At 65.7% G+C, this 23,782-nt stretch carries 30 protein-coding genes; 21 read left to right on the top strand and 9 right to left on the bottom strand.

All coding sequences use genetic code 11. From position 1 onward, the window contains the following. Positions 1–19 precede the first annotated feature (19 nt). From ACZ5EF_RS12025 to ACZ5EF_RS12000, 6 genes are all read left to right on the top strand, one after another. Positions 20–1,789, top strand: coding sequence for a LodA/GoxA family CTQ-dependent oxidase (locus ACZ5EF_RS12025; RefSeq protein WP_346062091.1), 1,770 nt, complete (start codon positions 20–22; stop codon positions 1,787–1,789). Then, on the top strand, positions 1,779–2,879 hold the full coding sequence (locus ACZ5EF_RS12020) for a tryptophan 7-halogenase (RefSeq protein ID WP_346062092.1): 1,101 nt from the start codon (positions 1,779–1,781) through the stop codon (positions 2,877–2,879). Before ACZ5EF_RS12025 ends, ACZ5EF_RS12020 begins: the two co-directional genes overlap by 11 nt. Positions 2,880–3,215: 336 nt before the next feature. Beyond that, entirely contained in the window at positions 3,216–3,470 is a 255-nt protein-coding gene (locus ACZ5EF_RS12015; protein WP_346062093.1) for a hypothetical protein, read from the top strand. A 26-nt stretch (positions 3,471–3,496) separates the two neighbouring features. Next, positions 3,497–3,892 (top strand): GFA family protein, encoded by a 396-nt coding sequence (locus tag ACZ5EF_RS12010; RefSeq protein ID WP_346062094.1) that lies wholly within the window; start codon positions 3,497–3,499, stop codon positions 3,890–3,892. Positions 3,893–3,922: 30 nt separating this feature from the next. Next, positions 3,923–4,210, top strand: a complete 288-nt coding sequence (locus ACZ5EF_RS12005; RefSeq protein WP_464122074.1) for a hypothetical protein — start codon at positions 3,923–3,925, stop codon at positions 4,208–4,210. Positions 4,211–4,470: 260 nt separating this feature from the next. Further along, the gene (locus tag ACZ5EF_RS12000) at positions 4,471–4,953 is read left to right on the top strand and encodes a toll/interleukin-1 receptor domain-containing protein (protein ID WP_346062095.1); all 483 of its coding nucleotides are present in this window, start codon (positions 4,471–4,473) and stop codon (positions 4,951–4,953) included. A 314-nt stretch (positions 4,954–5,267) separates the two neighbouring features. On the opposite strand, the gene ACZ5EF_RS11995 is transcribed toward ACZ5EF_RS12000, so the two are convergent. Then, positions 5,268–6,698: an IS1182 family transposase gene (locus tag ACZ5EF_RS11995; RefSeq protein WP_346062096.1), complete on the bottom strand. Its 1,431-nt coding sequence runs from the start codon at positions 6,696–6,698 to the stop codon at positions 5,268–5,270. A 180-nt stretch (positions 6,699–6,878) separates the two neighbouring features. Here ACZ5EF_RS11995 and ACZ5EF_RS11990 point away from each other — a divergent pair, with 180 nt between their 5' ends. Beyond that, positions 6,879–7,097, top strand: coding sequence for a hypothetical protein (locus ACZ5EF_RS11990; protein WP_346062097.1), 219 nt, complete (start codon positions 6,879–6,881; stop codon positions 7,095–7,097). 340 nt (positions 7,098–7,437) lie between these two features. After that, complete coding sequence (locus ACZ5EF_RS11985) at positions 7,438–7,998, top strand: AAA family ATPase (RefSeq protein ID WP_346062098.1); 561 nt, start codon at positions 7,438–7,440, stop codon at positions 7,996–7,998. Positions 7,999–8,162: 164 nt separating this feature from the next. On the opposite strand, the gene ACZ5EF_RS11980 is transcribed toward ACZ5EF_RS11985, so the two are convergent. Beyond that, the gene (locus ACZ5EF_RS11980) at positions 8,163–8,849 is read right to left on the bottom strand and encodes a type 1 glutamine amidotransferase domain-containing protein (RefSeq protein WP_346062099.1); all 687 of its coding nucleotides are present in this window, start codon (positions 8,847–8,849) and stop codon (positions 8,163–8,165) included. A gap of 101 nt (positions 8,850–8,950) precedes the next feature. On the opposite strand from ACZ5EF_RS11980, the gene ACZ5EF_RS11975 reads away from it, so the two are divergent. Next, entirely contained in the window at positions 8,951–9,883 is a 933-nt protein-coding gene (locus ACZ5EF_RS11975; RefSeq protein ID WP_346062100.1) for a LysR family transcriptional regulator, read from the top strand. Between the two features lie 202 nt (positions 9,884–10,085). Next, the gene (locus ACZ5EF_RS11970) at positions 10,086–10,457 is read left to right on the top strand and encodes a thiol-disulfide oxidoreductase DCC family protein (RefSeq protein ID WP_346062101.1); all 372 of its coding nucleotides are present in this window, start codon (positions 10,086–10,088) and stop codon (positions 10,455–10,457) included. A gap of 1 nt (position 10,458) precedes the next feature. On the opposite strand, the gene ACZ5EF_RS11965 is transcribed toward ACZ5EF_RS11970, so the two are convergent. Together ACZ5EF_RS11965 and ACZ5EF_RS11960 are read right to left on the bottom strand one after the other, a co-directional pair. After that, positions 10,459–10,881, bottom strand: a complete 423-nt coding sequence (locus ACZ5EF_RS11965; protein ID WP_346062102.1) for a secondary thiamine-phosphate synthase enzyme YjbQ — start codon at positions 10,879–10,881, stop codon at positions 10,459–10,461. Between the two features lie 57 nt (positions 10,882–10,938). After that, the gene (locus tag ACZ5EF_RS11960; protein WP_346062103.1) at positions 10,939–11,364 is read right to left on the bottom strand and encodes a DUF488 domain-containing protein; all 426 of its coding nucleotides are present in this window, start codon (positions 11,362–11,364) and stop codon (positions 10,939–10,941) included. Positions 11,365–11,548: 184 nt separating this feature from the next. Here ACZ5EF_RS11960 and ACZ5EF_RS11955 point away from each other — a divergent pair, with 184 nt between their 5' ends. The 8 genes from ACZ5EF_RS11955 (at position 11,549) to ACZ5EF_RS11920 (ending at position 18,772) form a co-directional block, all read left to right on the top strand. Continuing rightward, on the top strand, positions 11,549–13,132 hold the full coding sequence (locus tag ACZ5EF_RS11955) for a thymidine phosphorylase family protein (RefSeq protein ID WP_346062104.1): 1,584 nt from the start codon (positions 11,549–11,551) through the stop codon (positions 13,130–13,132). Next, positions 13,129–14,043 carry a ribose-phosphate diphosphokinase gene (locus tag ACZ5EF_RS11950; RefSeq protein ID WP_346062105.1) on the top strand — a complete coding sequence of 305 codons (915 nt, stop codon included), beginning with the start codon at positions 13,129–13,131 and terminating at the stop codon, positions 14,041–14,043. Before ACZ5EF_RS11955 ends, ACZ5EF_RS11950 begins: the two co-directional genes overlap by 4 nt. A 19-nt stretch (positions 14,044–14,062) precedes the next feature. Further along, positions 14,063–14,779 (top strand): NYN domain-containing protein, encoded by a 717-nt coding sequence (locus ACZ5EF_RS11945; protein ID WP_346062106.1) that lies wholly within the window; start codon positions 14,063–14,065, stop codon positions 14,777–14,779. Positions 14,780–14,842: 63 nt separating this feature from the next. After that, a complete protein-coding gene (locus ACZ5EF_RS11940; RefSeq protein ID WP_346062107.1) occupies positions 14,843–15,517 on the top strand; it encodes an NADPH-dependent FMN reductase in 675 nt (224 codons plus the stop codon). Between the two features lie 9 nt (positions 15,518–15,526). Then, the gene (locus tag ACZ5EF_RS11935; protein ID WP_346062108.1) at positions 15,527–16,780 is read left to right on the top strand and encodes an MgtC/SapB family protein; all 1,254 of its coding nucleotides are present in this window, start codon (positions 15,527–15,529) and stop codon (positions 16,778–16,780) included. A gap of 23 nt (positions 16,781–16,803) precedes the next feature. Beyond that, a complete protein-coding gene (gene bluB / locus ACZ5EF_RS11930) occupies positions 16,804–17,520 on the top strand; it encodes a 5,6-dimethylbenzimidazole synthase (protein WP_346062109.1) in 717 nt (238 codons plus the stop codon). Between the two features lie 45 nt (positions 17,521–17,565). After that, positions 17,566–17,913 carry a DUF3024 domain-containing protein gene (locus ACZ5EF_RS11925; protein ID WP_346062110.1) on the top strand — a complete coding sequence of 116 codons (348 nt, stop codon included), beginning with the start codon at positions 17,566–17,568 and terminating at the stop codon, positions 17,911–17,913. Positions 17,914–17,995: 82 nt separating this feature from the next. Further along, a complete protein-coding gene (locus tag ACZ5EF_RS11920) occupies positions 17,996–18,772 on the top strand; it encodes a COG3650 family protein (protein WP_346062111.1) in 777 nt (258 codons plus the stop codon). Positions 18,773–18,827: 55 nt separating this feature from the next. On the opposite strand, the gene ACZ5EF_RS11915 is transcribed toward ACZ5EF_RS11920, so the two are convergent. Both ACZ5EF_RS11915 and ACZ5EF_RS11910 read right to left on the bottom strand, forming a co-directional pair. Next, entirely contained in the window at positions 18,828–19,730 is a 903-nt protein-coding gene (locus ACZ5EF_RS11915) for a complex I NDUFA9 subunit family protein (RefSeq protein ID WP_346062112.1), read from the bottom strand. Positions 19,731–19,737: 7 nt separating this feature from the next. Continuing rightward, the gene (locus tag ACZ5EF_RS11910) at positions 19,738–20,367 is read right to left on the bottom strand and encodes a DsbA family oxidoreductase (protein ID WP_346062113.1); all 630 of its coding nucleotides are present in this window, start codon (positions 20,365–20,367) and stop codon (positions 19,738–19,740) included. A gap of 83 nt (positions 20,368–20,450) precedes the next feature. Here ACZ5EF_RS11910 and ACZ5EF_RS11905 point away from each other — a divergent pair, with 83 nt between their 5' ends. Then, on the top strand, positions 20,451–20,762 hold the full coding sequence (locus ACZ5EF_RS11905) for an antibiotic biosynthesis monooxygenase family protein (RefSeq protein ID WP_346062114.1): 312 nt from the start codon (positions 20,451–20,453) through the stop codon (positions 20,760–20,762). A gap of 18 nt (positions 20,763–20,780) precedes the next feature. On the opposite strand, the gene ACZ5EF_RS11900 is transcribed toward ACZ5EF_RS11905, so the two are convergent. Then, positions 20,781–20,984 (bottom strand): putative motility protein, encoded by a 204-nt coding sequence (locus ACZ5EF_RS11900; RefSeq protein ID WP_346062115.1) that lies wholly within the window; start codon positions 20,982–20,984, stop codon positions 20,781–20,783. A gap of 146 nt (positions 20,985–21,130) precedes the next feature. Here ACZ5EF_RS11900 and ACZ5EF_RS11895 point away from each other — a divergent pair, with 146 nt between their 5' ends. Continuing rightward, the gene (locus ACZ5EF_RS11895) at positions 21,131–21,484 is read left to right on the top strand and encodes a zinc ribbon domain-containing protein YjdM (protein ID WP_346062116.1); all 354 of its coding nucleotides are present in this window, start codon (positions 21,131–21,133) and stop codon (positions 21,482–21,484) included. A 73-nt stretch (positions 21,485–21,557) separates the two neighbouring features. Next, positions 21,558–22,265 (top strand): TetR family transcriptional regulator, encoded by a 708-nt coding sequence (locus ACZ5EF_RS11890; protein ID WP_346062117.1) that lies wholly within the window; start codon positions 21,558–21,560, stop codon positions 22,263–22,265. A gap of 24 nt (positions 22,266–22,289) precedes the next feature. On the opposite strand, the gene ACZ5EF_RS11885 is transcribed toward ACZ5EF_RS11890, so the two are convergent. Both ACZ5EF_RS11885 and ACZ5EF_RS11880 read right to left on the bottom strand, forming a co-directional pair. Next, positions 22,290–23,189 carry a PA2778 family cysteine peptidase gene (locus ACZ5EF_RS11885; protein ID WP_346062118.1) on the bottom strand — a complete coding sequence of 300 codons (900 nt, stop codon included), beginning with the start codon at positions 23,187–23,189 and terminating at the stop codon, positions 22,290–22,292. Positions 23,190–23,247: 58 nt separating this feature from the next. Beyond that, a complete protein-coding gene (locus ACZ5EF_RS11880) occupies positions 23,248–23,640 on the bottom strand; it encodes a PA2779 family protein (RefSeq protein WP_346062161.1) in 393 nt (130 codons plus the stop codon). Positions 23,641–23,782 lie beyond the last annotated feature (142 nt).

The following is a 23,782-nucleotide window of genomic DNA, read 5'->3' as shown; positions in this document are numbered from 1 at the left end:
AAGTTGAAAGGATATCATCATGCCTGACTACAAAATTTACCCGCCGATTGGCATTGCCCGAGTGGGTAACGCGCCGGACAAATTCTATATCGGACCCGAGACATATCGCGGTTTACCCACCAACCCCGACGGTAATCCCTTCACCCAGGATGATTTCCGGGATGGGCAGGGTCGTATGTGTCGCCAGGCTGCGCGCTTTCATATCTTTCACGGTGACGAAGAGGTCAGTCTGAATACGCCCGGAGTCAAGTCGATCACCTGGACCGTGCACATGGCGAACAAGAAAGCCAGTTGGTATGAGTTTGCCACCAACGAGGGAGAGCAGGGGTATGCCAGTAATCATCCCTTGCGCAACGCCCATGTGGAGAATCGACACAGCTTGATTATCGATCCGGGACCACGCCAGATCAGCGGCGCCCATGCCGGCCCCGTCCCCATGGATCGCCATACCATTCCCGAGGGCTACAAGGGCGCAAATTTCCCTGAGGGCATCCTATATCCCAACCGGGAGCGTATCGACACCTTGGGAGAACTGCGTACCGATGAAAGCGGTCGCTTGTTGGTGTTGGGCGGTTTGGGCATTTCCGGGACAGAAGATGAAAATGCCGTTATCAAGCAGTACGCCAATAACGATGGCTGGTGGGATGACACCGCGGACGGTCGGGTCAGCGCGGTAATCGAGTGGGAGAATGGTAGCAGCAAACCGGCTGAGACGGCCTGGGTGTCTGTGGCACCGCCCTCCTATGCACCGGAGATCGCTAACCTGGTCACGCTCTGGGATACCATCTTCGACAGCGCAGTGCGCGCCGGGCATTACCCGCGGATCAATGACCAGGGCATCTGGCAAAGTGGGCCCCATGGCTACAAGCCCAACTTTCAGAGCGAGATAAAACCGCTACTGGAGCGGGCCACCACCTACACTTGGGTCGCGGCCATCCCCCCCAAACCCCACAGCTTCGACATGGAGATGCTGGGGGCGGTGCCGAACAAAGAGGATCACTACCGTGGCTTGCGCAACTGGATTCTGGATATCCTGCGGCCACCGGCAGATGAGAACACCATTATCTCCGGGCGGGGAGCCACCATGATGCCCTACCTGGCGGGGGACAACTGCCTTATCGACGGCACGCTGACATCCAATTTCCTGCGCTTGACAGATACCCAGTTCTTCTTCGTTCAACAGTGGGCGGCGGGCCACTTTGTCAACGAGCCTGTTGCCGATGGTGGCCCCCAATCGCTGACACGCAATATTCTGGAAAACTGTGTGGGAGGGGCGTTTTCTCCCGGTATCGAGCTTACCTGGATCTCCCGTAACCGGGCCATCTACAGCAGTGAAGACCCCTTTCGCATCAACGCCGCGCCGCCCACCGAAGGGCCACTCAACCTGGGCTTTAGCCCTGCTGCGATGGAGCCGGGGGATCTCACCCGCTACATGGCCATACCCTGGCAGGCAGACTTCAATGAGTGCTCCTCACAGCCCATCGGTGAGCGCGTGTTGTGGTGGTGGCCCGCACAAAGGCCGGAGTTCGTCTATCTGGAACCGCGGCCCGAGATCGAGAACCTGGCGGCTATCCCGACACCGGATGAGCAGACGGGAGGGCAGGTCGCCTGGATTGGCACCGATTTCGACCAGCTGCGCGGAGATTTCATCTCCTTTGCCGACGATGTGCAGATGGTGCAGTACTGGTCGCAACTGGGCTTTGTGATGGAAAAAGAGGTCAAAGGAGAGCGCCGCTTTGTGGAGGTTGCCCGCACCCTACCCAGGCCTTTCACCCCGGATGGCAACTGATTTCGATCTCGTTATCCTCGGCGCCGGCCCTGCCGGTTGCGCCACGGCGCTCGCCGCGATTGCGGCGGGCGTAGAGCGCGTGGCTATACTGGACAGGCCTACCCGTCAGGCCTTCCGGGTGGGGGAATCCGCGGCGCCCGACATAGCCGCCAAATTGAGGCTGCTGGGCATCTCGGACGACCTATCGGCGAGGGGGCACCGACCCTACTACACCAACCTCTCCCTATGGGCGGGAGAGCGCCGGTTCGATGATTTTCTCCATCGCTCGACAGGGGGCGGTTGGCATCTCGATCGGGAACGCTTTGACGAGGATCTGCGTCTAGCCAGCTGTGAGAGAGGTGCACAACTGCTGACTCCGGCAGTGTTGAAATCTCTACGTTGGGATAGTGGCGAGTGGCAACTGAAAATAACCTATCAGGGAAAACGGCATCTGCTGAGTTGTCGTTACCTCGTCGACGCTTCCGGTCGCGGAGCTTCCCTCGGCAGGCGACTGGGAATCGAACGAAAGCGTCTCGACGACCTGGTGGCGGTGGCGTGTAAATTACCCAGTGCCGGCAGGCTGGAAGGTATGACACTGGTGGAGTCGGTAGCCGACGGCTGGTGGTATGCCACCCGTTTGCCCGATGGCTCAGCACTACTGGCGTTGATGTCGGATGTGGCCATTATTCAACAGAAGGGGCTGCGAAAGGGCGAAACCTTCTCTGCGCTATGGGCACAGACAGAGGAGCTACAACAGTGGCTGCAACCGTCCCGACTGCCCACACGTTCCCTTACCTGCTTTGCCGCACACAGCGGTTTTATTACCCGGGCAGCCGGGCCGGGCTGGATCGCAGTGGGCGATGCCCTGGCTGCATTTGATCCTTTGACCTCTTCGGGAATTTCCAACGCACTGGGCGACGCCCTGGCTGCGGCACCAGTGATCACCGATTGGCTGCACAGGAGTGGCCTGCAAGCAGCGGAACAGTATGCGTTTCGGGCAAACAGGGGGATTAACCGCTTTCTCAGGGAGTGGCAGGGCCAATATGGCCTGGAACGACGGTGGTCGGATCACCCATTTTGGGCTCGTCGTCGTGAGGTTATGCTTAGTTAAGGTAGAAAACACGCTCATCGGCGTCATGCTGACGAGCTATAGTGCCGGTGCGGGCATGCGGACTACGTCATCGACAGCTACCAACGCAAGCATGACCGGCAGGGCATTGGCGGCCGCACCAGGACCGACGCTGGCTTTAGCCGCGGTCCGACGTCTCTGCGTCTGCGATTGGCACCACCAGGCGCCTTGCTTCAGCACCGCCTATCGCGCGACATAACCGATCCCCGTAACGAAATCCCCACCAGGTGTGATGAACTGCTTTATCTAATATCCCGTAACATGCAAGGATAAAAGCGATCAGCTCAACTCGCGACAACCATATGGAGGTGCTACCCCATGCCTTTTCTCGACTTGGAGGTCAGAACCGCGCGCATCGTGCACGGCTTCGACGAGGCTAATCGAGAGATCGTCGAGTGCCCGGAAGAAACGGACTTTACCCGCAAGCTGATCGCCGTCTCCCGCATCCAGTCGATCAGCGACCAGTACCTGCTGGTGACCGGCTCCCATGGACGGATAATGTACTGGGAATATCGCGGCAGCCTGGATGAGGTCGAGGCTCGCCTCGCCGTGGCCGGCCTGACGCTGGAGTGACCGACACGGCCCACAAGGAGGGCAATATGCAAGGAAGCTGTCTATGCGGTGGGGTGCGCTACGCCATCGAGGCGCTGAGCACGGCCCCACAGATCTGCCACTGTCAGACCTGCCGCAAGGCCCATGCCGCCCCGGCGGTGGTCACGGCGGGGGTGGCTCGCTCGGCATTTCGCTGGCTACAGGGCGAGGCGCTACTCAACCGCTACGAATCCAGCCCCGGCAAGTGGCGCCATTTCTGCTCGGTCTGCGGCTGCCAGCTGATCGCCGAACGGGAAGGGCAGGCGCATCTCATCCTGCGTCTGGCGACCCTGGACGAGGACCCCGGCGTGATGCCCGAGGCACATATCTGGACCAGCCACGACCAGCCCTGGCTTAGCGGCGAGGGCCTGCCACGTTATCCCCAGTGGCCGCCCGGCCGTTAGGCGCCGAGAACAGCCCTACAAAGCTGCACCTTGTACCTGTTGGAGCTGGCTTTAGCCGGCGATCTGCGCCTGATTACCTTGCCAAATTCATTTTCCCATCCAACGCGCCCCATAGGCGAAGTTATCGCTTACCCATGTGAGAAACGGTCAATTCCGGCTATGCAGGATCTTCCCGCCGTGGCTAAGATGGAAAGCAATATTCGATTAGTGGATGGGGCGGAGTGGCAGCATGGTGGCAGGGATCTGGCTGGTGAAGCCACCGAATGGGGCGGCGGCTGTCGACCCGAAGAGGCCGTTATGAAAGTGCAGGAGGCATGAAATTTTGGACATATTGCATAATTTTAATTAATGGTTAAAGGCTTGCGAGAACCTTGGCAGGCTGCATTTTCCGGAAAAATGTGCCGGCACGTTCACCCAATCATAGAACACGCCGTCTAATACGCTGTTAGAACTACCTAATTGAATAAAGAGGAAAATGGCATGGCAAGGTTCACAGCACCAGTACGTGGACATAAATCAGCGGTGGGGGTAGATCAAGTAGCAGTTCAAGGCCGCGGTGGTCGAGGCCAGATTCGTCTGTGTCTTACACGGCCGCTCAAGTGAAGTCACTCACGCCAATCCGAGAAGTCGTTGAGACACGAGCAGCGGCGCAACCTGATCTTCGTGACGCCTTCCTCTGTCACGCGTGGGACGACCGCAAAGGAACAGCCAAAGAGCTGCACGAATTGCTTGAGGCGGCTGGTGTCAAAGTTTGGTTCAGCGAGAGGGACCTTGGGCTCGGCGTGCCAATGATGCGCGCCATCGACAAAGGCTTAGCGAATTCCCGAATAGGACTTGTGTTGGTGACCCCTGCGATGTTGGATCGCCTCCCAAAAGAGAGCGTCTCTGACAAAGAACTTTCTGAACTACTAGCAGGCAATCAGCTCGTTCCGATCGTGCACAACACTACATATGAAGATCTACGTAATGTCAGCCCTTTGCTCGCATCCAGAACCGGCCTAGATACTTCAGAAGATTCAATGGAAATGGTAGGAAAAAACGCCGAGTTGGTTGATATCTAACTTTGTAGACTTAAGTTATAACAAGCGCATGTTGTCGAACTGGTTTTCCGTCGCGTTACAAGCCAGCCGCAAAATGCGAACGTTACATGAGCACATTCTGAGCGTCCGCTTCTGGCCGAGGCTGTGTGAAAACCCAAAAATCCGTTGCCTGTTCCCGCATCCGGCCGTCAGGCCACGCCCAGCGACCAACGAGACGTCTCAAAGCACTTCCGTGATCGCCACATACGAGGTTATTCAAAATCGTGCGCCCCGAGAAACCTTTCCTGGAGAGCGTCATAGGGCGCTACAGGCGCTACAGAGAGCGGCAGGCCACACTATGCCCGCATCGCCTGAATCAACCCCTTGGTTCCGAGGATCTTCATGACGCGTTTCATGTTGTAGGCCAGCACGTGAAGGCTCATTTCCGTGCTGACGTTCTTGAGGCTCTTGGTCAGAAAATGCGTCGCTCCCATCCAGGCCTTCAGTGTGCCGAACGGGTGCTCGACTGTCTGGCGTCTGAGGCGCATCATCTCCGGCTTCTGGTCCAATCGAGACTGCACCGACTCAAGCACATCCTCATGCTCCCAGCGCTTGATTCGTCGATAGGTCCCCGTGGTGCATTGCCCTTTCATCGTGCAGGTTGGACAGGCTGAACTCCAGTAGCAATGTAGCGTCTGACCCTTTTCGACGGTCTTGAAACGCCAGATCAGTCGCTCTCCTGCAGGGCAGCGGTATCCGTTGCTTTCGGGGATGAAGAGAAATGCCTCTCTCGGAAACATTCCCTTGGCCTGGCTCGATGAGGTTTTCGGTTTGGGGAGATAGGTGGTGATACCGGCCTTGTGGCACTCGAGAATCTCTTCTCCCTTAAAGTAACCGCGATCAGCCACGACGGTGAGATCTTTGATGCCGCTGGCATCACGCGCCTGATTGGCCATTCTGGATAGTTGACTGCGATCACTGCCGACGTTGGTGACCTCATGGGCGATGATCAAGTGATGCCGGTTATCCACAGCCGTCTGTACGTTATACCCCACTACCCCGGTGCCTCGCGTCGTCATGGAGCGGGCATCGGGATCCGTCAACGAGATCTGCTGGTCAGGTGCCTGGGTTCTTTGTATTTCAATGGCTTGTAGTTGCTGCACTTCCTCGGTGAGGGCGGCAATCTTTTCCTTCAGCTGTGCTGTCTGCGCCTCTGTGACAGCCGGAACTCCCCGGTCAGCTGAGTCGAACTGGCGCAGGTAATGCTCAATGCTCTTCTCGATTTCCTCGGCTCGCCGTTTCATCTTGGCGAACGTAAAGTTGCGATCTCGGTTGTTGACCGCTTTGAATTTGCTCCCGTCGATGGCCACGATGGCTTGTGAGAACAGTCCCAGGCGCCGGCAGAGCACGACGAAGTCTCGGCAGGTGGCGCGGATCGCCTTACCGTTGTGCTTACGGAAATCGGCAATCGTCTTGAAGTCCGGTGCCAGGCGCTCTGTCAGCCACATCAGCTCGACATTGCGCTGCGCCTCGCGCTCCAGGCGACGGCTGGATTGGACGCGATTGAGGTAACCGTAGAGGTAGATTTTCAGGAGTACTGCGGGGTGATAGGCGGGCCGGCCAGTGGCATGGGGATCGACACCCTTGAAACCGAGTTGTCTGAGGTCGAGGGCCTCGACGAAGGCCTCGATGGCTCGGACCGGGTTGTCCTCTGAGACGAAATCATCCAGAAGCTCAGGGAACAACGTGGCTTGAGACCGGGATTCACCTGAAACGAAACGCTTCATCGGCACCTCCACGAGCAGTCACGAGGAGAGTATAGCGGGAGCCACGTTTTCACACAGCCTCGGCCGAACGGAGAACGTTAGCCTACCCTGATGATATGAATGAAGCCGCTTGTTCACCAGAGCGGGCGCCCGGCGCCTTGGCAGGTGGTAATTCCGCTTTCATTGATATAGGAGAAGTCCATGCAAGATATAAGACGGCTCGAGGTCGGTATGTCCACAAAGATCGGCACGGATCAGGTGAAGGAGCCTGAGGTGGGAAGGGAGTATGTCCGGGCGCTCGACTCCAATACTTGGCTCCTGTTTACCGAAGACCCGGCCGAGGATCGAACAGTTGTTGTTCGCATTGATAGCATCGACGGTGATGTGTGCCACTGCACGGTTACTAGAAAGCTAAGTTGATAGATGCTATAAGCTTTATTCCCGCTCTCGCCTTGGCTGACTAGGCCAGCGTGCGGATTGACGCAATGACGTCAGTTCGTGGCGACAATACAATCTGAGCTCAGACTAACGACTGTCCTCCCGTCACGTGCGAGCGGACGGAGCTTAAACGCGGTTCGCTTCATGCTGCCGGTCCTGCAAGACCGTTCAGTCTTTGCTGTACTTAATAGGTCAATCAAGCAGAACGTCTTGCCCTGGCGCGCTAAGAGATGATTAGTTCTGGCATTATATTAACTATAGACGATTGACCGCTCTTGGCCGAAAGCGGCCTCACCTGAAGGGCTGATGGAGAAACCATTCCATGAAAATCATCCTCCTCGGTAACGCCGGGTCAGGAAAAAGCACCCTCTCCAAGCGGCTGCTCGACAGGCAGCCGGCGGCTCGCTTGTCGCTGGACCAGGTGGCGTTTCGAGAGGGGATGGAACGGCGGCCGCTGGCGGAGAGCGTGGCGGAGGTGCGGCGCTTTATCGATGCCCATGCCCACTGGATTATCGAGGGGTGCTACGCGGATATCATCGAGCCGATCCTGCCGGCGTGTGAGGAGCTGATCTTCCTCAATCCCGGCGTCGAGACCTGTGTGGCGCACTGTCGGTCGCGGCCCTGGGAGCCGGAGAAGTTCGCGACCCGCAAGGCACAGGATGCCAACCTGGAGGCCCTGCTCACCTGGGTTCGCACCTACGAGACTCGCGATGATAACTATGGGCTGAGTCGTCACCGGGCGTTGTTCGACGGCTTTCGGGGCAGGAAAATAGAGCTTAATGATCCGAGCAAGTATGCATCGATGCTGGGGTGGGTTAACTTGGATAAACTCTCAAAGACAGCTGAAAATCGCTCGGCAAAGCCAAGCTCCCACAATAGCTGAGTGGAGCACTGCCGAGCTCAGCTAACCTTTTACATGCCGGGTAAGGGTTCTCTCGGCAAGGCCAAATTCCCACGGCCATCGGTTGGCTCCTTCGCCTATCCGATGAAAAGTAAAACGCCCGTGCTGCCATTGGCAGGCGGGCGTTTTCTGTCGGGCCGGCCGGGTTACTTGCCCAGCGCTTCCAGCAGTAGCTTGGCCACCGGCTCGGAGGAGGGCGGGTTCTGGCCGGTGATCAGCTGGCCGTCGCGGCGGGTGTAGGGGACGAAGTCGTCGGCCTTGGAGTAGCGGCCGCCGCCGGCGATCAGGGCGTCTTCGACCAGGTGGGGCACCACCTCGGTGAGTCCCACGGCGGCTTCCTCACCATTGGTGAAGCCGGTGACCTGGCGGCCCTGGATGATCGGCCGGCCATCGGCGTCGCGGGCGTGGATCAGCACGATGGGGGCGTGGCACACCGCGGCCACCGGTTTCTGCTGGGCCCAGAAGGCCTCGATCAGGCGGATGGAGTCGGCATCGTCCACCAGGTCCCAGAGCGGGCCATGCCCGCCGGGGTAGAAGACGGCGTCGAAGTCGTCGGCGTTGACCTCGGCGAGGCGATGGGTGCTGGCCAACTGCTGCTTGGCCGTCTCGTCCTGCTGGAAGCGGCGGGTCGCCTCGGTCTGGCTCTCCTCGGCGTCGCTCTTGGGGTCCAGCGGCGGCTGGCCGCCCTTGGGCGAGGCCAGCACCACCTCGGCGCCAGCGTCCAGGCAGGCGTAGTAGGGCGCCGCCAGCTCTTCCAGCCAGAAGCCGGTGGGCTCGCCGGTATCGCCGAGGCGGTCGTGGGAAGTCAGCACCATCAGAATGCGTGCGCTCATGGCAATCTCCTTGGCCAGTGCGGGGAATCACGATGGTCACCATCCTAGCCGGGCGGCTAGTATTCGAGAATTGATGATTCTCGATAGGAGATATTCACTCGATGAATATCGCGGGCAAGGACCTCAACCTGCTGCTGCTCTTCCATGTGCTCTATCAGGAGCGCAGCGTCTCGGCGGCGGCCGGACGCATGGCGCTCAGCCAGCCGGCCCTGAGCCACAAGCTGGCCAAGCTGCGCCACGCCTTCGGCGACGAGCTCTTCGTGCGTGCGCCCCGCGGCCTGACGCCGACGCCCCGGGCCCACGAGCTGGCGCCCCGGGTGCAGCAACTGGTGGCGGGCATCGAGGGCTTCTTCGACTTCTGCGAGGGCAGTGACTACCTGGCCCGGGCCGACCGGGTGCACCTCTACACCACCGACTATATCGAGCAACTGCTGTTGCCGCGGCTGCTGCCGGTGGTACGCCGCGAGGCGCCGCAGTTGCAATTGGTCACCCATAACACCCGGGGCCGGCTGCCGCGGGCGGAGCTGGAGACCGGCGAGTGCGATATCGCCATCGCCGGCTTCTACGGCGACCTGCCGCGCAGCTATCATCAGCAGCGCATCCACCGGGAGGGCTTCGTGGTGCTGGCCGCCCGGGACCACCCCGAGATCGGCGAGCGCCTGACCCTGGAGGGCTACCTGGCCAGCGATCACCTGGTCACCACCCTGACCGGCGACCTGGACGGTCATGTGGACAAGCAGCTGCGCGCCCTGGGACGCCGGCGGCGGGTGGTGGCGGGGCTGTCGAGCTTTACCGTGCCGCCGCTGCTGGTGGCCCAGAGCGACCTGCTGCTGACCTGCCTGGAGAGCGTGGCCACCCAGGCGGTGGCGCGCTTCCCGGGGCTTTCGATTCACCCCTGCCCGCTGGAACTGGACGGCGTGGCGGTGATCCAGACCTGGCACCAGCGCACCCACGAGGATCGTCTTCGCCGCTGGCTGCGCGGCCAGATCAAGGCGCTGCTGGAGCCGTCGGCCCTGGTCGAGGCGAAGGAATAAGGCGGGGCTATACCATGGCATTGAAGAAGATCATTTCCGGCGGCCAGACCGGCGTCGACCGCGGCGCCCTGGATGTCCCTGCTGCGCCTCGGGAAAGGCTGATGGCAGCGAGGCGTCCATTCCTTTACTTGGCGGCACCGACGAACTGGCGCGGCTCTGGGAGGTCTGCCGTAGTAGTCGCTAAGTTGGCAGAGAGGCCACCATGAGCGCATTGCCCCCCTTGAGGGTCTACTACGACGGCGTCTGTCCCGGTTGTCGCCGGGACCGGGCCCGCTACGAGCGCTGGGCCGGGGAGACCGGCCGGGACGTGAGCTGGTGCGACGTCACCGAGCACCAGCAGATGCTGCGCGCCAAGGGCATCGACCCGCGGGCGGCGCTGCTGTCGCTGCATGTGGAGGAGGAGGGCGGCGCCATCCGCGAGGGCATCGACGCCTATATCCTGCTGATGCGCCGGGTGCCTCGCCTCAGGCCCCTAGCCTGGCTGATCGGCCTGCCGGGGCTCAAGTCCGTGCTGCGCTTCGGCTACGACCGCTGGGTGCGGCGGCGCCTGGCCCGGGAGGGGCGCCTGCCCTGAATCAGGCCTGGCCCTGCAGGGTGGCGATCAGCCGCCGGGGCCCGCCGTGGTCGCGGTGCTCGCCGAGCCACAGGCCCTGCCAGGTGCCCAGGGCCAGGCGGCCGTCGCGCACCGCCAGGGTCAGTTGGGTGCCCAGCAGGCTCGCGATCACATGCGCCGGCATATCGTCGGGGCCCTCCAATACGTGCTTGAAGTAGGGCAGGTCGCCTGGCACCAGGCGGCGCAGGAAGGCGTCCATGTCGTGGCACACGTCCGGGTCGGCGTTCTCGTTGAGGGTCAGCGACGCCGAGGTATGTTGCAGCTGCAGGTGCAATAGCCCCACCCGGCAGCGGGCCAGCTCGGGCAGCGCCGCCTCCACTCGCTCGGTAATCAGATGAAAGCCCCGCGCCACGGCGGGCAGTCGAATCTCCTGCTGGTGCCACATCTCACCATCCTCTGCGTCTCGGGGGGAGGCCAAGGCTGCCATCCCCGGACCACGCTGTCATCCGCCATTATCGCCGGCATAGCAGGGCGGCGAGGCGGGGTCGTCCCGGTCGCTGGCGTCTTCGGCGGCCAGGGCCTCGAGCAGCGCCTCGCGCAGCACCGGCAGGTGGGAGGCCTCCAGGTCGCGGGCGGCGGAGAGCAGGGTCAGGCGCCCGCGACGGGCGTGGCGCAGCAGCGGCACCAGCGCCTCGGCGGCGTCATTCAGCTCCCAGCGGTAGCGGCGCACGAACACCGCGCGGCTGATCTCCTCCTGGTGCCAGGCCCGACGCAGGCCGGGGGAGGGGGAGGCGTCCCGGTACCAGTCGGTGAGGCGCAGGCTCTCGCGGCGCTTGCCCCGGGGCCACAGGCGATCCACCAGGATGCGGGCCCCATCCTCGGGCTCGGCCTCGGCGTAGATGCGCTTGAGTCGAATATCGTAGGTCATATCGAGTTTCTTCCTTGCACGCAGTGGCCGGTTTCCCAGCTTAGGCCGGGCCGGCGTCTCGCTCCAGTCCCGAAACGTTTACCGCTCGGCTTGCGCCACTCAGCGTTGGCGCCGGCGTTGTCGGCCGGCAGGTCGAGGCCCGCGGCTTCGGCTAGGCTCAGGAAGGAGCCGCGAAGGAGCGAGCATGGCCAAGCCGCACAGCAGGTCCCAGGGCAATGACGAGGGGCTCGCGCCCCTGTCCCTCAAGCGGGTGGGCATCGATACCTACCGCGAGAACGTGGCCTACCTGCACCGGGAGTGCGACCTCTACCGGGCCGAGGGCTTCCAGGCCCTGGCCAAGGTGGAGGTGGGCGCCAACGGACGGCGTATCCTGGCCAGCCTCAATGTGGTGGATGACGAGGCCATCGTCGGCCACGACCAGTTGGGCCTCTCCGAGGAGGCTTTCGCCAGCCTGGGCATGCCGGAAGGGCAGCCGGTGTGTGTCTCCCAGGCGGAACCGCCGGGCTCGATTCCCGCCCTGCACCGCAAGATCAACGGCGAGCGGCTGACCCGCAGGGATTTCCGCGCCATCGTCCAGGACGTGGCCGAGCGGCGCTACTCCAAGATCGAGCTGACCGCCTTCGTGGTGGCCTGCGACCTGGGCGAGATGGATCGTGAGGAGGTCTTCTACCTCAGCGATGCCATGGCCCGGGTGGGGCGGCGCCTCGACTGGCACGAGCATCCGGTGGTCGACAAGCACTGCATCGGCGGCATTCCCGGCAATCGCACCTCCATGCTGGTGGTGCCCATCGTCGCCGCCCACGGCACCCTCTGCCCCAAGACCTCCTCCCGGGCCATCACCTCGCCCTCCGGGACCGCCGATACCATGGAGGTGCTGGCGCGGGTCGACCTGCCCTTCGCCGAGCTCAACGAGCTGGTACGCACCCATCGCGGCTGCCTGGCCTGGGGCGGCAGCAGCGACCTGTCGCCGGCGGACGATGTGCTGATCACCGTGGAGCGCCCCCTGTCGCTGGACTCGCCGGGGCAGATGGTGGCCTCGATCCTCTCCAAGAAGGTTTCCGCCGGCTCCACCCATCTGCTGCTGGACATCCCCGTGGGGCCCCAGGCCAAGGTGCGCTCCATGCCCGAGGCGCGGCGGCTGCGCAAGCTCTTCGAGTTCGTGGCCGGGCGCCTGGGCCTGACCCTGGAGGTGGTGATCACCGACGGGCGCCAGCCCATCGGGCGCGGCATCGGCCCGGTGCTGGAGGCCCGGGACGTGATGCGGGTGCTGATGCAGCACCCCGAGGCCCCCCGGGACCTGCGCCAGAAGTCGCTATACCTGGCCGGTCGCATGCTGGAATTCGACCCGGACGTGCGCGGCGGCGATGGCTATGGCATCGCCCGGGATATCCTCGAGTCGGGGCGCGCCCTGGAGAAGATGCGCGCCATTATCCGCGCCCAGGGGGAGACGCCCTTCGACCCCGAGGCCCTGCCCCTGGCGCCGCTCGGCTTCGAGGTGACGGCGCCCCATGATGGCGTGGTCACCGCCATCGATAACCGGCGCCTGGCACGCGTCGCCCGGCTCGCCGGGGCCCCCAAGGCCAAGGGCGCCGGGGTCGACCTGCTGGCGCGCATCGGCGACGCGGTGACGGCGGGCCAGCCCCTCTATCGGGTCTATGCGTCTTACCGTAACGAGCGCAACGCCGCCCACCAGTGCTGTGACTGCGACAACGGCTTTACCCTGGGCGAGGCCACGGCCATCGTCCCGCTCAATGTGGAGGGACTATGAGCGCGACTCTGACCCCGGCCCCGACCGCGACCCTGCTCTATTTCGACGACGAGGCGGTGCCGGCGCGGCGCCTGGCCGAGGCCCTGGGCCTGCCGGCACTAGCCATCGCGGCCCACCGCTTCCCCGATGAGGAGCTGCGCCTGCGGCTGCCCTTCGCCGCCGCCTGCCCCGAGACCCTGGTGCTCTACCGCAGCCTCGACCGCCCCAACGACAAGCTGGTGGAGCTGCTGCTGGTGGCCCGCCATGCGCGGCGCCAGGGCACCCGGCGGCTTATCCTGGTGGCGCCCTATCTCGCCTATATGCGCCAGGATATCGCCTTCCATCCCGGCGAGGTGGTCAGCCAGACCCTGGTGGGGGCCTTCCTCGCCGAGCTGGTCGATGCCCTGATCACCGTGGACCCGCACCTGCATCGTATCGCACGGCTCGACCAGGCGGTGCCGCTGGTGGATGCCATCGCCCTGTCGGCGGCGCCGGCGCTGGGCGAGCTCGCCGCCGCGCGGCGCCCCGGGGCCCTGCTGCTGGGGCCCGACGAGGAGGCCGAACAGTGGGTGGCCCGGGCCGCGGCGGCCAGCGGTCTCGACCATGGAGTCTGCCGCAAGCAGCGCCACGGCGATAGGCAGGTGACCATCGCGCTGCCCGAGCTGGCGCTGGCCGGGCGCGCCGTGGTGCTGATGGATGACGTGGCCAGCTCCGGCCATACCCTGGCCCGGGCCGCCGAGGCGCTGCGCGGGGCCGGTGTGGCCTCGGTGGACGTGGCGGTGACCCATGCGCTGTTCGCCGGCGAGGCCCTGGCGGTGATCGAGGCCGCCGGCATCGGTGAACTCTGGAGCAGCGATGCCATCGCCCATCCCAGCAATGCGCTTCACCTCGCGCCCCTGTTGGCCGAGGCGCTCGAGCCGCTGATCCGCTAATCGTCGCCGAGGAGGCATCATGGAGAAGAACCTGGCGGTATTGATCGACGCCGACAACGCCCAGCCCAGCATCGTCGAGGGGCTGCTCTCGGAGATCGCCAAGTACGGTACCGCCAGCGTCAAGCGGGCCTACGGCGACTGGACTGGCCCTGAGCTCAAAGGCTGGAAGGAGACCCTGCTGCACTACTCCATCCAGCCGGTGCAGCAGTTCGGCTATACCCGCGGCAAGAACGCCACCGACAGCGCCCTGATCATCGATGCCATGGACCTGCTCTATACCGAGCGCTTCTCGGGCTTCTGCCTGGTCTCCAGCGACAGCGACTTTACCCGTTTGGCGGCGCGTATCCGCGAGTCGGGGCTCACCGTCTTCGGCTTCGGCGAGAAGAAGACCCCCATGCCCTTCGTGGCCGCCTGCGACAAGTTCATCTACGTGGAGGTGCTGCGCAGCGACGACGAGGAGGGCGAGGAGAGTCGCCGCCGCTCCGCCAAGGAGCTGAAGTCCGATAACCGGCTGGTCAGCCTGCTGCGCAAGGCGGTGGAGGCCTCCTCCGACGACAATGGCTGGGCCTCCCTGGGGGCGGTGGGCAGCACTATCGTCAAGCAGTTTCCCGACTTCGACGCCCGCAACTACGGCTACAAGAAGCTCGGCGAGCTGGTCAGCGCCACCGAGCTCTTCGAGGTGGCCCAGCGCGGCGATGGCAAGGCCATCTATGTGCGCGACAAGCGCCGCAAGTAGGCCGCCTGCCGGCCCGTCTCTGCTAGAGTGAGGCCTCCAAGCCTTGATCTGGGAAGCCTGCCGATGTCATTGAAGATTCTGGTCTTTCTCGGTTCCGTTCGCGACAGCACGCCGCCCCGGCCCAGGCGCCTGGGCGAGCGGGTGGCCAAGGCCTGTGTGGCGCGCCTGGCGGCCGCGGATATCGAGGCCGAACTGATCGATCCCCTGGCGTTGGCCTCCGGGAATGGTGAGTTCCCGGCCGTCTTCAAGCCCCACTTCGCCTATGCCGAGGGGCGGGCCCCCGAGCCCCTGGAGCGCCTGGCCGAGACCATCCGTGGCGCCGATGGCTATGTGATGGTCAGCCCCGAATACAACCACGCCATGAGCCCGGCTCTGGCCGACCTGCTCAACCATTTCGGCAGCTCGCGCTTCTCCTACAAGCCCAGCGCCATCGTCACCTACTCGGCGGGGCAGTGGGGCGGCGCCCGGGCGGCGGTCAATATGCGCACCTTCCTCGCCGAGCTGGGCTGCCTGCCGGTGTCGGCGATGATCCATCTGTCCCGGGCCCAGGAGGTGCTGGACGAGGCCGGCGACTTCCTCCCCGAGGTGGATGCGCCGCGCTGGGCCGGCTATTTCGGGCGCACCCTGGCGCAGCTGCAGTGGTGGGCCGAGGCGGTCCGGCGGCAGCGCGCCGAGCAGGATCCGGAGGCCCTGGCCCCGGCCTTCCGCCGCGATCCGTCCCAGCGCAACGCGCCCTGAGCCGGTGTCATGGAGGCGTTTCTCGGCGTGGGGGTGGCGCTCTTCTCGGGGCTTTTGATCGGCCTGGAGCGGGGCTGGAAGCAGAGCGGCCTGCCGGAGTCGAGTCGCGCCATGGGCCTGCGTACCTTCGCCCTGATCGGCCTCGGCGGCGGTGTCAGTGGCCTGCTGGGCGAGGCCTGGGGAGCGGTACTGCCCGCCGCCATCGGCCTGGGGTTGATCCTGCTGCTGACGGTGGTCTACTGGCGCTCGCGTCTCGAGCAGCGCGATGCCGGCTGCACCACCGAGGTCGCCGGCCTGCTGACCTTCGTGCTGGGGGCCGCGGCGGCGGCGGGCTATCCCGCCCAGGCGGCGGCCGGCGCCGTGGTGGCGGCCCTGCTGCTGCAGCTCAAGGCCTACCTGCATGACCTGCTGACCCGCATCAGCGCCGCCGAGCTGCGCGGCACCCTGATGCTGTTGCTGATCTCGGTGGCGGTGCTGCCGCTGCTGCCGGATCGCGGCTTCGGTCCCTTCGCCGCCCTCAATCCCTATTTGATCTGGTGGATGGTGGTGCTGGTGGCGGCCATCCAGTTCGCCGGCTATGTGCTGGTGCGCCTGCTGGGCAGCCGTTACGGCATCCTGCTGACCGGTCTGGTGGCGGGGCTGATGGCTTCCACGCCGCTGGCGCTGGCCTTCGCGCGTCTTGGCCGCCGACAGCCCGAGCTGGCGCCGACCCTGGTGTGCGCCATTCTCGCCGCCTCCTCGATGATGTTTCCCCGTGCCCTGGCGGTGGCGAGCCTGATCGCTCCGGGAATCCTGCCGACCCTGGCCGTGCCCCTGCTGGGCATGATGGGACTGGGCTTCGGTCTGGCGGCGGGACTCTGGTGGTGGGCTCAGCGCCGTGACGAGGCGGGCCAGCCGGCGCCGTCGCCGCCGGTGAGCAACCCCTTCGAGCTATGGCCGGCGGTGCGCTTCGGCGCCCTCCTGGCGGTGATCTTCCTGGCCGTGGCCGCGGCCCGCCACTGGCTCGGCGATAGCGGCCTCTATGGGCTGGCGCTGATCTCGGGGATGACCGATGTGGATCCGGTGACCCTCTCCTTCGCCCGCCTGGCCGCCGATGAACAGTCCTGGGAGCTGGCCAGTCGTGGTATCGTCCTGGCCGCCCTGGCCAATACCCTGTTCAAGAGCGGGCTGGTCGCCGTCATCGGCGGCGCCCGCATGGGCGGCTGGATGCTGGGCAGCGTGGTGCCGGCGCTGCTGTTCGGCGTCGCCTGGCTGATATGGTAGGCCCCTCCAACCAAGGAGCGACGATGAGCAAGGACTCCCCCCGCGCGGCGTTTTCCGCGGCCGAACGCCACGGCCTCTACCGCGCCATCTTCGAGCGCCGCGACGTGCGCTCGCAGTTTCTGCCCGAGCCGATCCCCGCCGAGGTGCTGGCGCGGCTGCTGCAGGCCGCCCACCATGCGCCCTCGGTGGGGTTCATGCAGCCCTGGGACTTCCTGGTGATCGAGAGCCGCGAGCTGCGTTCACGCATCCAGGCGAGCTACGCCCGGGAGAACGCCCGGGCCGCCGAGAACTACCGGGGCGAGCGGGCCGAACGCTACCGCCGCCTCAAGCTGGAGGGCATCCTCGATAGCCCCGTCAACCTCTGCGTCACCTGCGACCGCCGCCGCGGCGGCCCCCATGTGCTGGGGCGCAACTCCATACCGGAGATGGACCGCTTCAGCACCTGCCTGGCGGTGCAGAACCTGTGGCTGGCGGCCCGCGCCGAGGGGGTGGGGGTGGGCTGGGTGAGTATCCTCGACCCGGTCGAGCTGGCCGACCTGCTGGGCCTGCCCGAGGGCGTCGAGCCGGTGGCCTACCTCTGCCTGGGCTATGTCAGCGAGTTTCTCGACGAACCGGAGCTGGCCGCCGAGGGCTGGCGACAGCGCCTGCCCCTGACCGAACTGGTGCATGGCGACGGCTGGGGCCGGCCCCTGGAAGCGGAAGCGCTCGGGCTGGCCCTGGAGGGCCTCGAACCGCGATAATGCCGTCCCATCCGAGACAAGAAGCAGGAATTAGGCGAGTTACCCATGTCACTCAGCGAATTCGAGATCAAGCGGGCCGAGAAAGTCATCCAGGGGTTCCTGGAGAAACATCGTCCGCCGCCGCATATCCGCTCTCAGCTGGATCTCGGCGGGCGGGTCAGCGGGCAGAGTGTGGAGATCTTCTCGATTCGCCCCCGCTATGACGACCCTTCGATACGCATGGAGACCCCGGCGGCCAAGGCCACCTATGTGAAGAGCCGCGGCCTGTGGAAGGTCTACTGGATGCGCGCCGACCTCAAGTGGCACGCCTACGAGCCCCAGGCCGAGGTGAAGAGCCTGGAGGCCTTCCTCGACCTGGTGGGCGAGGATGCCCATGCCTGTTTCTTCGGTTAGCGAGGAACCCCGGTCGCGAGATAAGGCTCTATAGGCCGCCCCGCATGAGGTGGGGCACCCCTTATCGGCAAGGAGCGAGACGATGATGATGGATCCCCGTGTGCTGGGACTTTCCCTGTTGGCCCTGGGGCTGGCCGGTTGCGGCGGCGAGACCGAAGAGCCCCTGTCAGAGGAGCAAGCCAGCGACTACGCCGCCCTGGTGGGCGAGTGGCGGGTGGTGGGACACCGGGCGCCGGGCATCAGCGCCCTGAGCGAGGAGCAGGCCGAGGCCTGGCTGGGGGCACGGTTGCGTATCAATGCGGCCCGGATGGCCCTGGGGGAGAGTTTCTGCGAGGGCGTGAGCCACGACGCCGAGTCGCGCCCGGTCGCCGAGCTGTTGGCCGACTACCGACTCGATGGCGAGTCGCTGCCCCCCTTGGCCGGTCGCGAGGAGATCATCCGGCACCGCCTCGGCTGCGATGGCGAGCCCTGGCCGAGCCTGGGCGGTACCCTGCTGTGGCTGGGTAATGATCGGTTGCTGGCGCCCTGGGAGGGCGTGTTCTTCGAGCTGGAGCGGGACGACGGCTTCCGTGCCTATGGCAACGAGCCGTTCTGGAACCTGGCCATCGATGCCGACGGCCTGCGCTTCGCCGACCCCTTCAGCGGCTTCGATATGCGCACGCCGCTGCCGGAGGCCGAGTCGCTGGAGCAGGGCGGCCGGGCCTACCATGCCCAGACCGAGGCCCATGAACTGCGGGTCGAGATCCTTCCCGAGACCTGCCACGACAGCATGGCCGGGGCGCCCTTCGAGACGACGGTGAGCGTGACCCTGGATGGCGAGCGGTTCGAGGGCTGTGGCGGCGCCGTGCCGGCCTTCTAGGCGATCTCGCTCAGGCACAGCGGCAGGCTATCGCGCTGGTTGCATAGGGCCGCAGTCAGGGAAGACACAGCGGCAGGCTATCGCGCAGGGTGCGCGGAACGATGCCCAGGTCGGCGAAGGTGCCCACGCCCTCGCCGACGAGGTTGTCCTCGGCCATCAATAGCACCTGATCGCGGGTCAGGGGCGGATTGGGCAATGGCGAGAGCAGCCCGGCCAGGGTCCGCCAGGCCCAGAAGGGCAGGGGCAGCAGGGGGCGTTCTCGCCCCAGGTGGGCCTGGATGCGCGCGAGGATCTCCCGGTAGTCGAGCACGTCCGGGCCGCCCAGCTCGAAGAGCCGCCGCGGCGGTTCGGCCGCGGCCACCAGGATCGCCACGGCGCGGGCCACGTCCACCACATGCACCGGCTGCAGGCGGGTCTCGCCGGCGCCGAACAGCGGAATCAGCGGCAGCCGGGTCAGCCGTGCCAGCCCGTTGAGGAAGGCGTCATCGGGGCCGAACATCACGCTGGGACGCAGGATGATCGCCTTGGGCTGGTGCTCCAGTACCGCCGCCTCGCCCCGGGCGCGGGCACGCACATAGGCCGACGGCGAGTCGCGGCGGGCGCCGATGCCGGAGAGCTGCACCAGGCGGGTGATGCCCGCCTCCCGGGCCAGCCGGGCCAGCCGGGCGGCGCCCTCCACATGGATCGTCTCGAAGCTGGCACCGCGCCGCTCCACGTAGCCGCTGACCGCATTGATCACCGCCGAGGCGCCGGCCAGCGCCTCGGCCACCGCCGCCTCGTCACGAACATCCGCCGCGCAGAGGGTGATGGGGTCCTGGGGCTCCGCCCAGTCGGGCCGCCGCGGATGACGCGCCGCCAGGCGTACTGGATGCCCCGCTTCCACCAGTTCACGCACCAGGTGACGCCCCAGGAAGCCGGTACCGCCGAAGACCAGGACCTCGCCGTCGGATCTCGTCATGGGCGGGTTATCCCATCAGGTCGAAGAGGCGCTCCACCGCCAGCAGCAGCTGACGACGGGGCTGGGCCCCCTCCAGCACCCCGGCGTGTTCGCCATCCAGCATAAAGCGCAGGCCGGGCACCCCGGAGATGCCCAGCGTATGGGCCTGATGGAGGTCGTCGCGCACCGCCTGGCGGAAGCGCCCCTCGTTCAGGGCCCGGGCCAGGTCGTGGCCATCCAGGCCCAGGGCCTCGGCCTGATTCATCAGGGCATCGATATCACCCAGGTCGAGGCTGGCCTCGAAGAAGCCACGAAACAGCGCCAGGCGCAGCCGATCCGCGTGCTCCGGGGAGCGTGCCTCGGCCCAGGCATGGGCCTCGTGGGCCAGTCGCGAACGTGGCTGGATGCTCGGCAGGTGCAAGGTCATCCCGCGTTCGCCGGCCATGGGCAGCACCGAACGCTGCCAGACGTCATGCAGGTAGTCGGCGTCGGGGTCGAGGGGCGGGTGGGGCTCGGGGCGTAGCTCGAAGGCCCGCCAGCGAATGCCGAGTGCCTCGCCGAAGCGGGCCTCGAGGGCCTCCAGCTCCGGGAGCTCCAGGTAGCAGAAGGGGCAGACGAAGTCGCTGAAGACTTCCAGGACGATACGTGGCTGGGTCATGATGGCGCTCTCGCGGGATGCTATTGCCCCTAGGGTAACCGCTACGTTCGCCAACGCCACCCGATCCCCTGCCTGGAGCCGCCATGATCGCCACGACCCCGGAACCGCCCTATTACGCCGTGATCTTTACCTCGCTGCGCAGCGAGGTGGACGCCGGCTATGCCGAGATGGCCGAGCGCATGCTGGCGCTGGCCGCCGAGCAGCCGGGCTTCCTGGGGGTGGAGTCGGCCCGGGAGGGCGTGGGGATCACCGTCTCCTACTGGCGGGACCCGGAGGCGATTCGCGCCTGGAAGGCCAATCTGGAACACCGGGAGGCTCAGCGCCTGGGCCACCACCAGTGGTATCGCCACTTTCGGGTGCGGGTGGCCCGGGTCGAGCGGGAGTACGGGATCTAGTCCTTCCGCCCGGTGTGATCAGGCATAGGTATTGATCTGGGTACCCAGATGGCCCTGGTCGGCCAGCTGCGGTTCGGCGGAGGCGGACTCCATCAGGGCGGTGACCTGCTGCTGCTGGGTGGTCAGGGCCTCCTTGAAGATCTGCATCTGTGCCTGCTGGGCCACCTGGGCCTGCTGCATCACCAGTGCCTGGCTGACGGTGTTATTGACGGCCGAGTCCATATGAGTACTCCTTTATTTAGCGAGAGACTCCATCACGCTACCAGCCCGGACGCCGCGATGCCAGGCCTGGGTGCGGGCGCCCACTGGTCTCGCCGCGGCCGGCGGTGTAGGCTTGCCGGCTTTCCCGTTAGCGCAAGGACCCCGTGATGAGTGAACTGCCCAACTGTCCCGCCTGTGGCTCCGAATACACCTATGAGGATGGCATCCAACTGGTGTGTCCCGAGTGCGGCCACGAGTGGGCCAAGGACGCCGCGCCGGAGAGCGCCGAGGATGAGCTGGTCGCCCTGGATGCCAACGGCAATCGGCTCGCCGATGGGGATACCGTCACCGTGATCAAGGACCTCAAGGTCAAGGGGTCCTCCTCGGTGATCAAGGTGGGCACCAAGGTCAAGGGCATTCGCCTGATCGAGGGCGACTCCGAAGGTGGCCATAACCTCGACTGCAAGGTGGAGGGCATCGGCCCCCTGAAGCTCACCTCGAAGTTCGTCAAGAAGGCCTGAGTCCGCCCCCGGGCCTCGTCGCCCCGCTCCGCTGTGCCTATGTTTTAAGGATGAGGGTAGCGAGGAGGCCAGGATGAGCATGATTCCGATCGGTGGGGCGGTCACCGAGACCGCTCCCGTCGCGCCTCACGACACTGCCAACCATGCCGGGCGTCGCCACGCCGGGCGTCGCTACGCCGACGATATTCTCGAGGCGGCCCTGCACCAGGCCGAGGCACGCGGCTGGGAGGCGGTGTCGCTGATCGCGGTGGCCGACCACCTGGGCTTGCCCGCGGCGGCGGTGCTGGATCATTACCGGGACGCCAACGACTTGGCCGATGCCTGGTTCCTTCGTGGTTGGCGCGCCATGCTGGCGGACAAGCCCCTGGGCTTCGCCGCCTGGTCGGCCCGGAAGCGCCTGGGCCACTGCCTGCTGGCCTGGTTCGATGCCCTGGCGCCGCATCGCCGGGTGACGGTGCAGATGCTGCGCACCAAGGCCCATCCGCCCCATCTGCATACCTGGGTGCCGATGCTCTTCGACCTGTCGCGGACCGTTCAGTGGTGGCGCGAGGCGGCTCGCCTCGAGGCCCCTTATGGCAGCCGCCGCGCCCAACTGGAGGAGATCGGCCTGACCGCCCTGTTCCTGGCCACCCTGAGGGTCTGGGCCCATGACGAGAGCGAGGGGCAGCGGCGCACCCGGCGTTTCCTCGAGCGCCGCCTGGGTCGCGCCGAGTGGTGGCTGACCCGCTGCGACGGGTGCCGTAAACGACACCGCCGAGGCCGCAGGGCCTCGGCGGGGTAAGACGCCGTCGGGGGAGGGCAATCCCTATAGGCGGCCCAGGGCTTCCTCGGCGTGGCTCTGCCAAGGGCCGGGCAGGGCGGCGGCGCGCTCGAGGGCGTCCCGGGCCCGCTCCGGCGCCCCGAGCCCGGCCAGGGTCAGGCCCAGGTTGAGCCAGGCCACCGCCAGTGACGGGGCCGCCTCGGTGGCGCGTCGGAAGGCCTCCGCGGCGCCCCTGGGGTCGTCGCCGCCATGGCGGGCATTGCCCAGGGCGAACCAGCCCATGGCGGCCTCCGGCCAGCGCCGCGTCAATGCCTCCCAGGCGGGCAGGGCGGCCAGTGAGCCGTTGGCCTGCTCGAAGTCGGCGATGGCCTGCAGGCTACGCACTGGCCCGGTGCTGGCGGGCAGCTCCCCCGGGGGCAGGGCCACCACCGCCCAGCGTTCGCTGCGCGCCCAGGTGGCATCGAAGCGCTTGAAGGATTCGCGGCGAGCCGCTTCCATGCCGCTATGCACGATCATCTCTTCGGCGTTCAGGTCGTAGCCGATGGCCACCGCGTAGTGCCACATCGGCCAGGCCGGCAGCGACAGGTTCTGCATCACCACCACCGGGTGGCCGGCGGCCAGCTCCTCGAGCAGCGACTCGATGCGCCCATCCAGGACGAAGGGGACCCGCCCCTGGCGACGCAGGGTGGCCAGCATCTCCGGCTGCACGCTGCCGTCGCGCCCGGGCAGGAAGACCTGGGGAATCAGCTCGTCCACCGTGGCGTCGACGCCGCCGGCGTTGAGCACCATGGCGAGCGACGCCGGCCCGCATTGATAGTCCCGCTGGGCATGAAAGGGGATGCCCTCCAGCTGCACCCGGGGCGGCACGCCCATGGCCTCGGGGCTGGCCAGGCGCGGGGCGCTGGCGCAGCCGGCGAGGCCGAGGACGCCGAGGACCAACAGCACAACGCCCGCGAGGCGGGCGTTGAGGCGTGAGCGGGGAGCGGGGCGGCGGCCCCGACGCTTAGCGGGTAAAGGGAAAGACATTGGTCAGGCCCAGGATATCGGTGACCAGCAGGATCACGAAGACCGCGAACAGCGCGCCCACCACGCTGGCGCCGGCGGGCAGCTGTTCCAGTTGGTCGGCCATCTGACGCACTTCGGCATCGGAGAGCGCGGCCACGCGGGCTTCCACCTCGGCGGGGTCGACGCCCTGGGCGACCAGTTGATCCTGGACATCCTGGCGGGCGAGGATCTCGTTGATGCGTTCCCGATCGGCGCTGACCTGGTCCTGGCTCAGGGCCTCCTGGGTGGTAATCAGGCCGCTGGCCGGGCTGGGGGCGGCGGCGACCGGCAGGCTGCCGAGGACCAGGCAGAGGATCAGCAGCGGACTGAGGGCGCGTGCGACTGTTTTCATCATGAGAGGATTCCTTACTCTTGGGATGGGGCTTCCGGCTTCATTCCTTACGGCACTCAGGCGGGTGCCGTCACGCGATGCCCTTCCAGTATAGGGTCAGAGCCCTATGATTTTCATGCCTTTTCTGCGTCCGTCTCGGAAG

It is taken from the genome of Bisbaumannia salifodinae (genome assembly GCF_055388505.1).
This window is presented reverse-complemented; position numbering and strand designations above follow the sequence as displayed.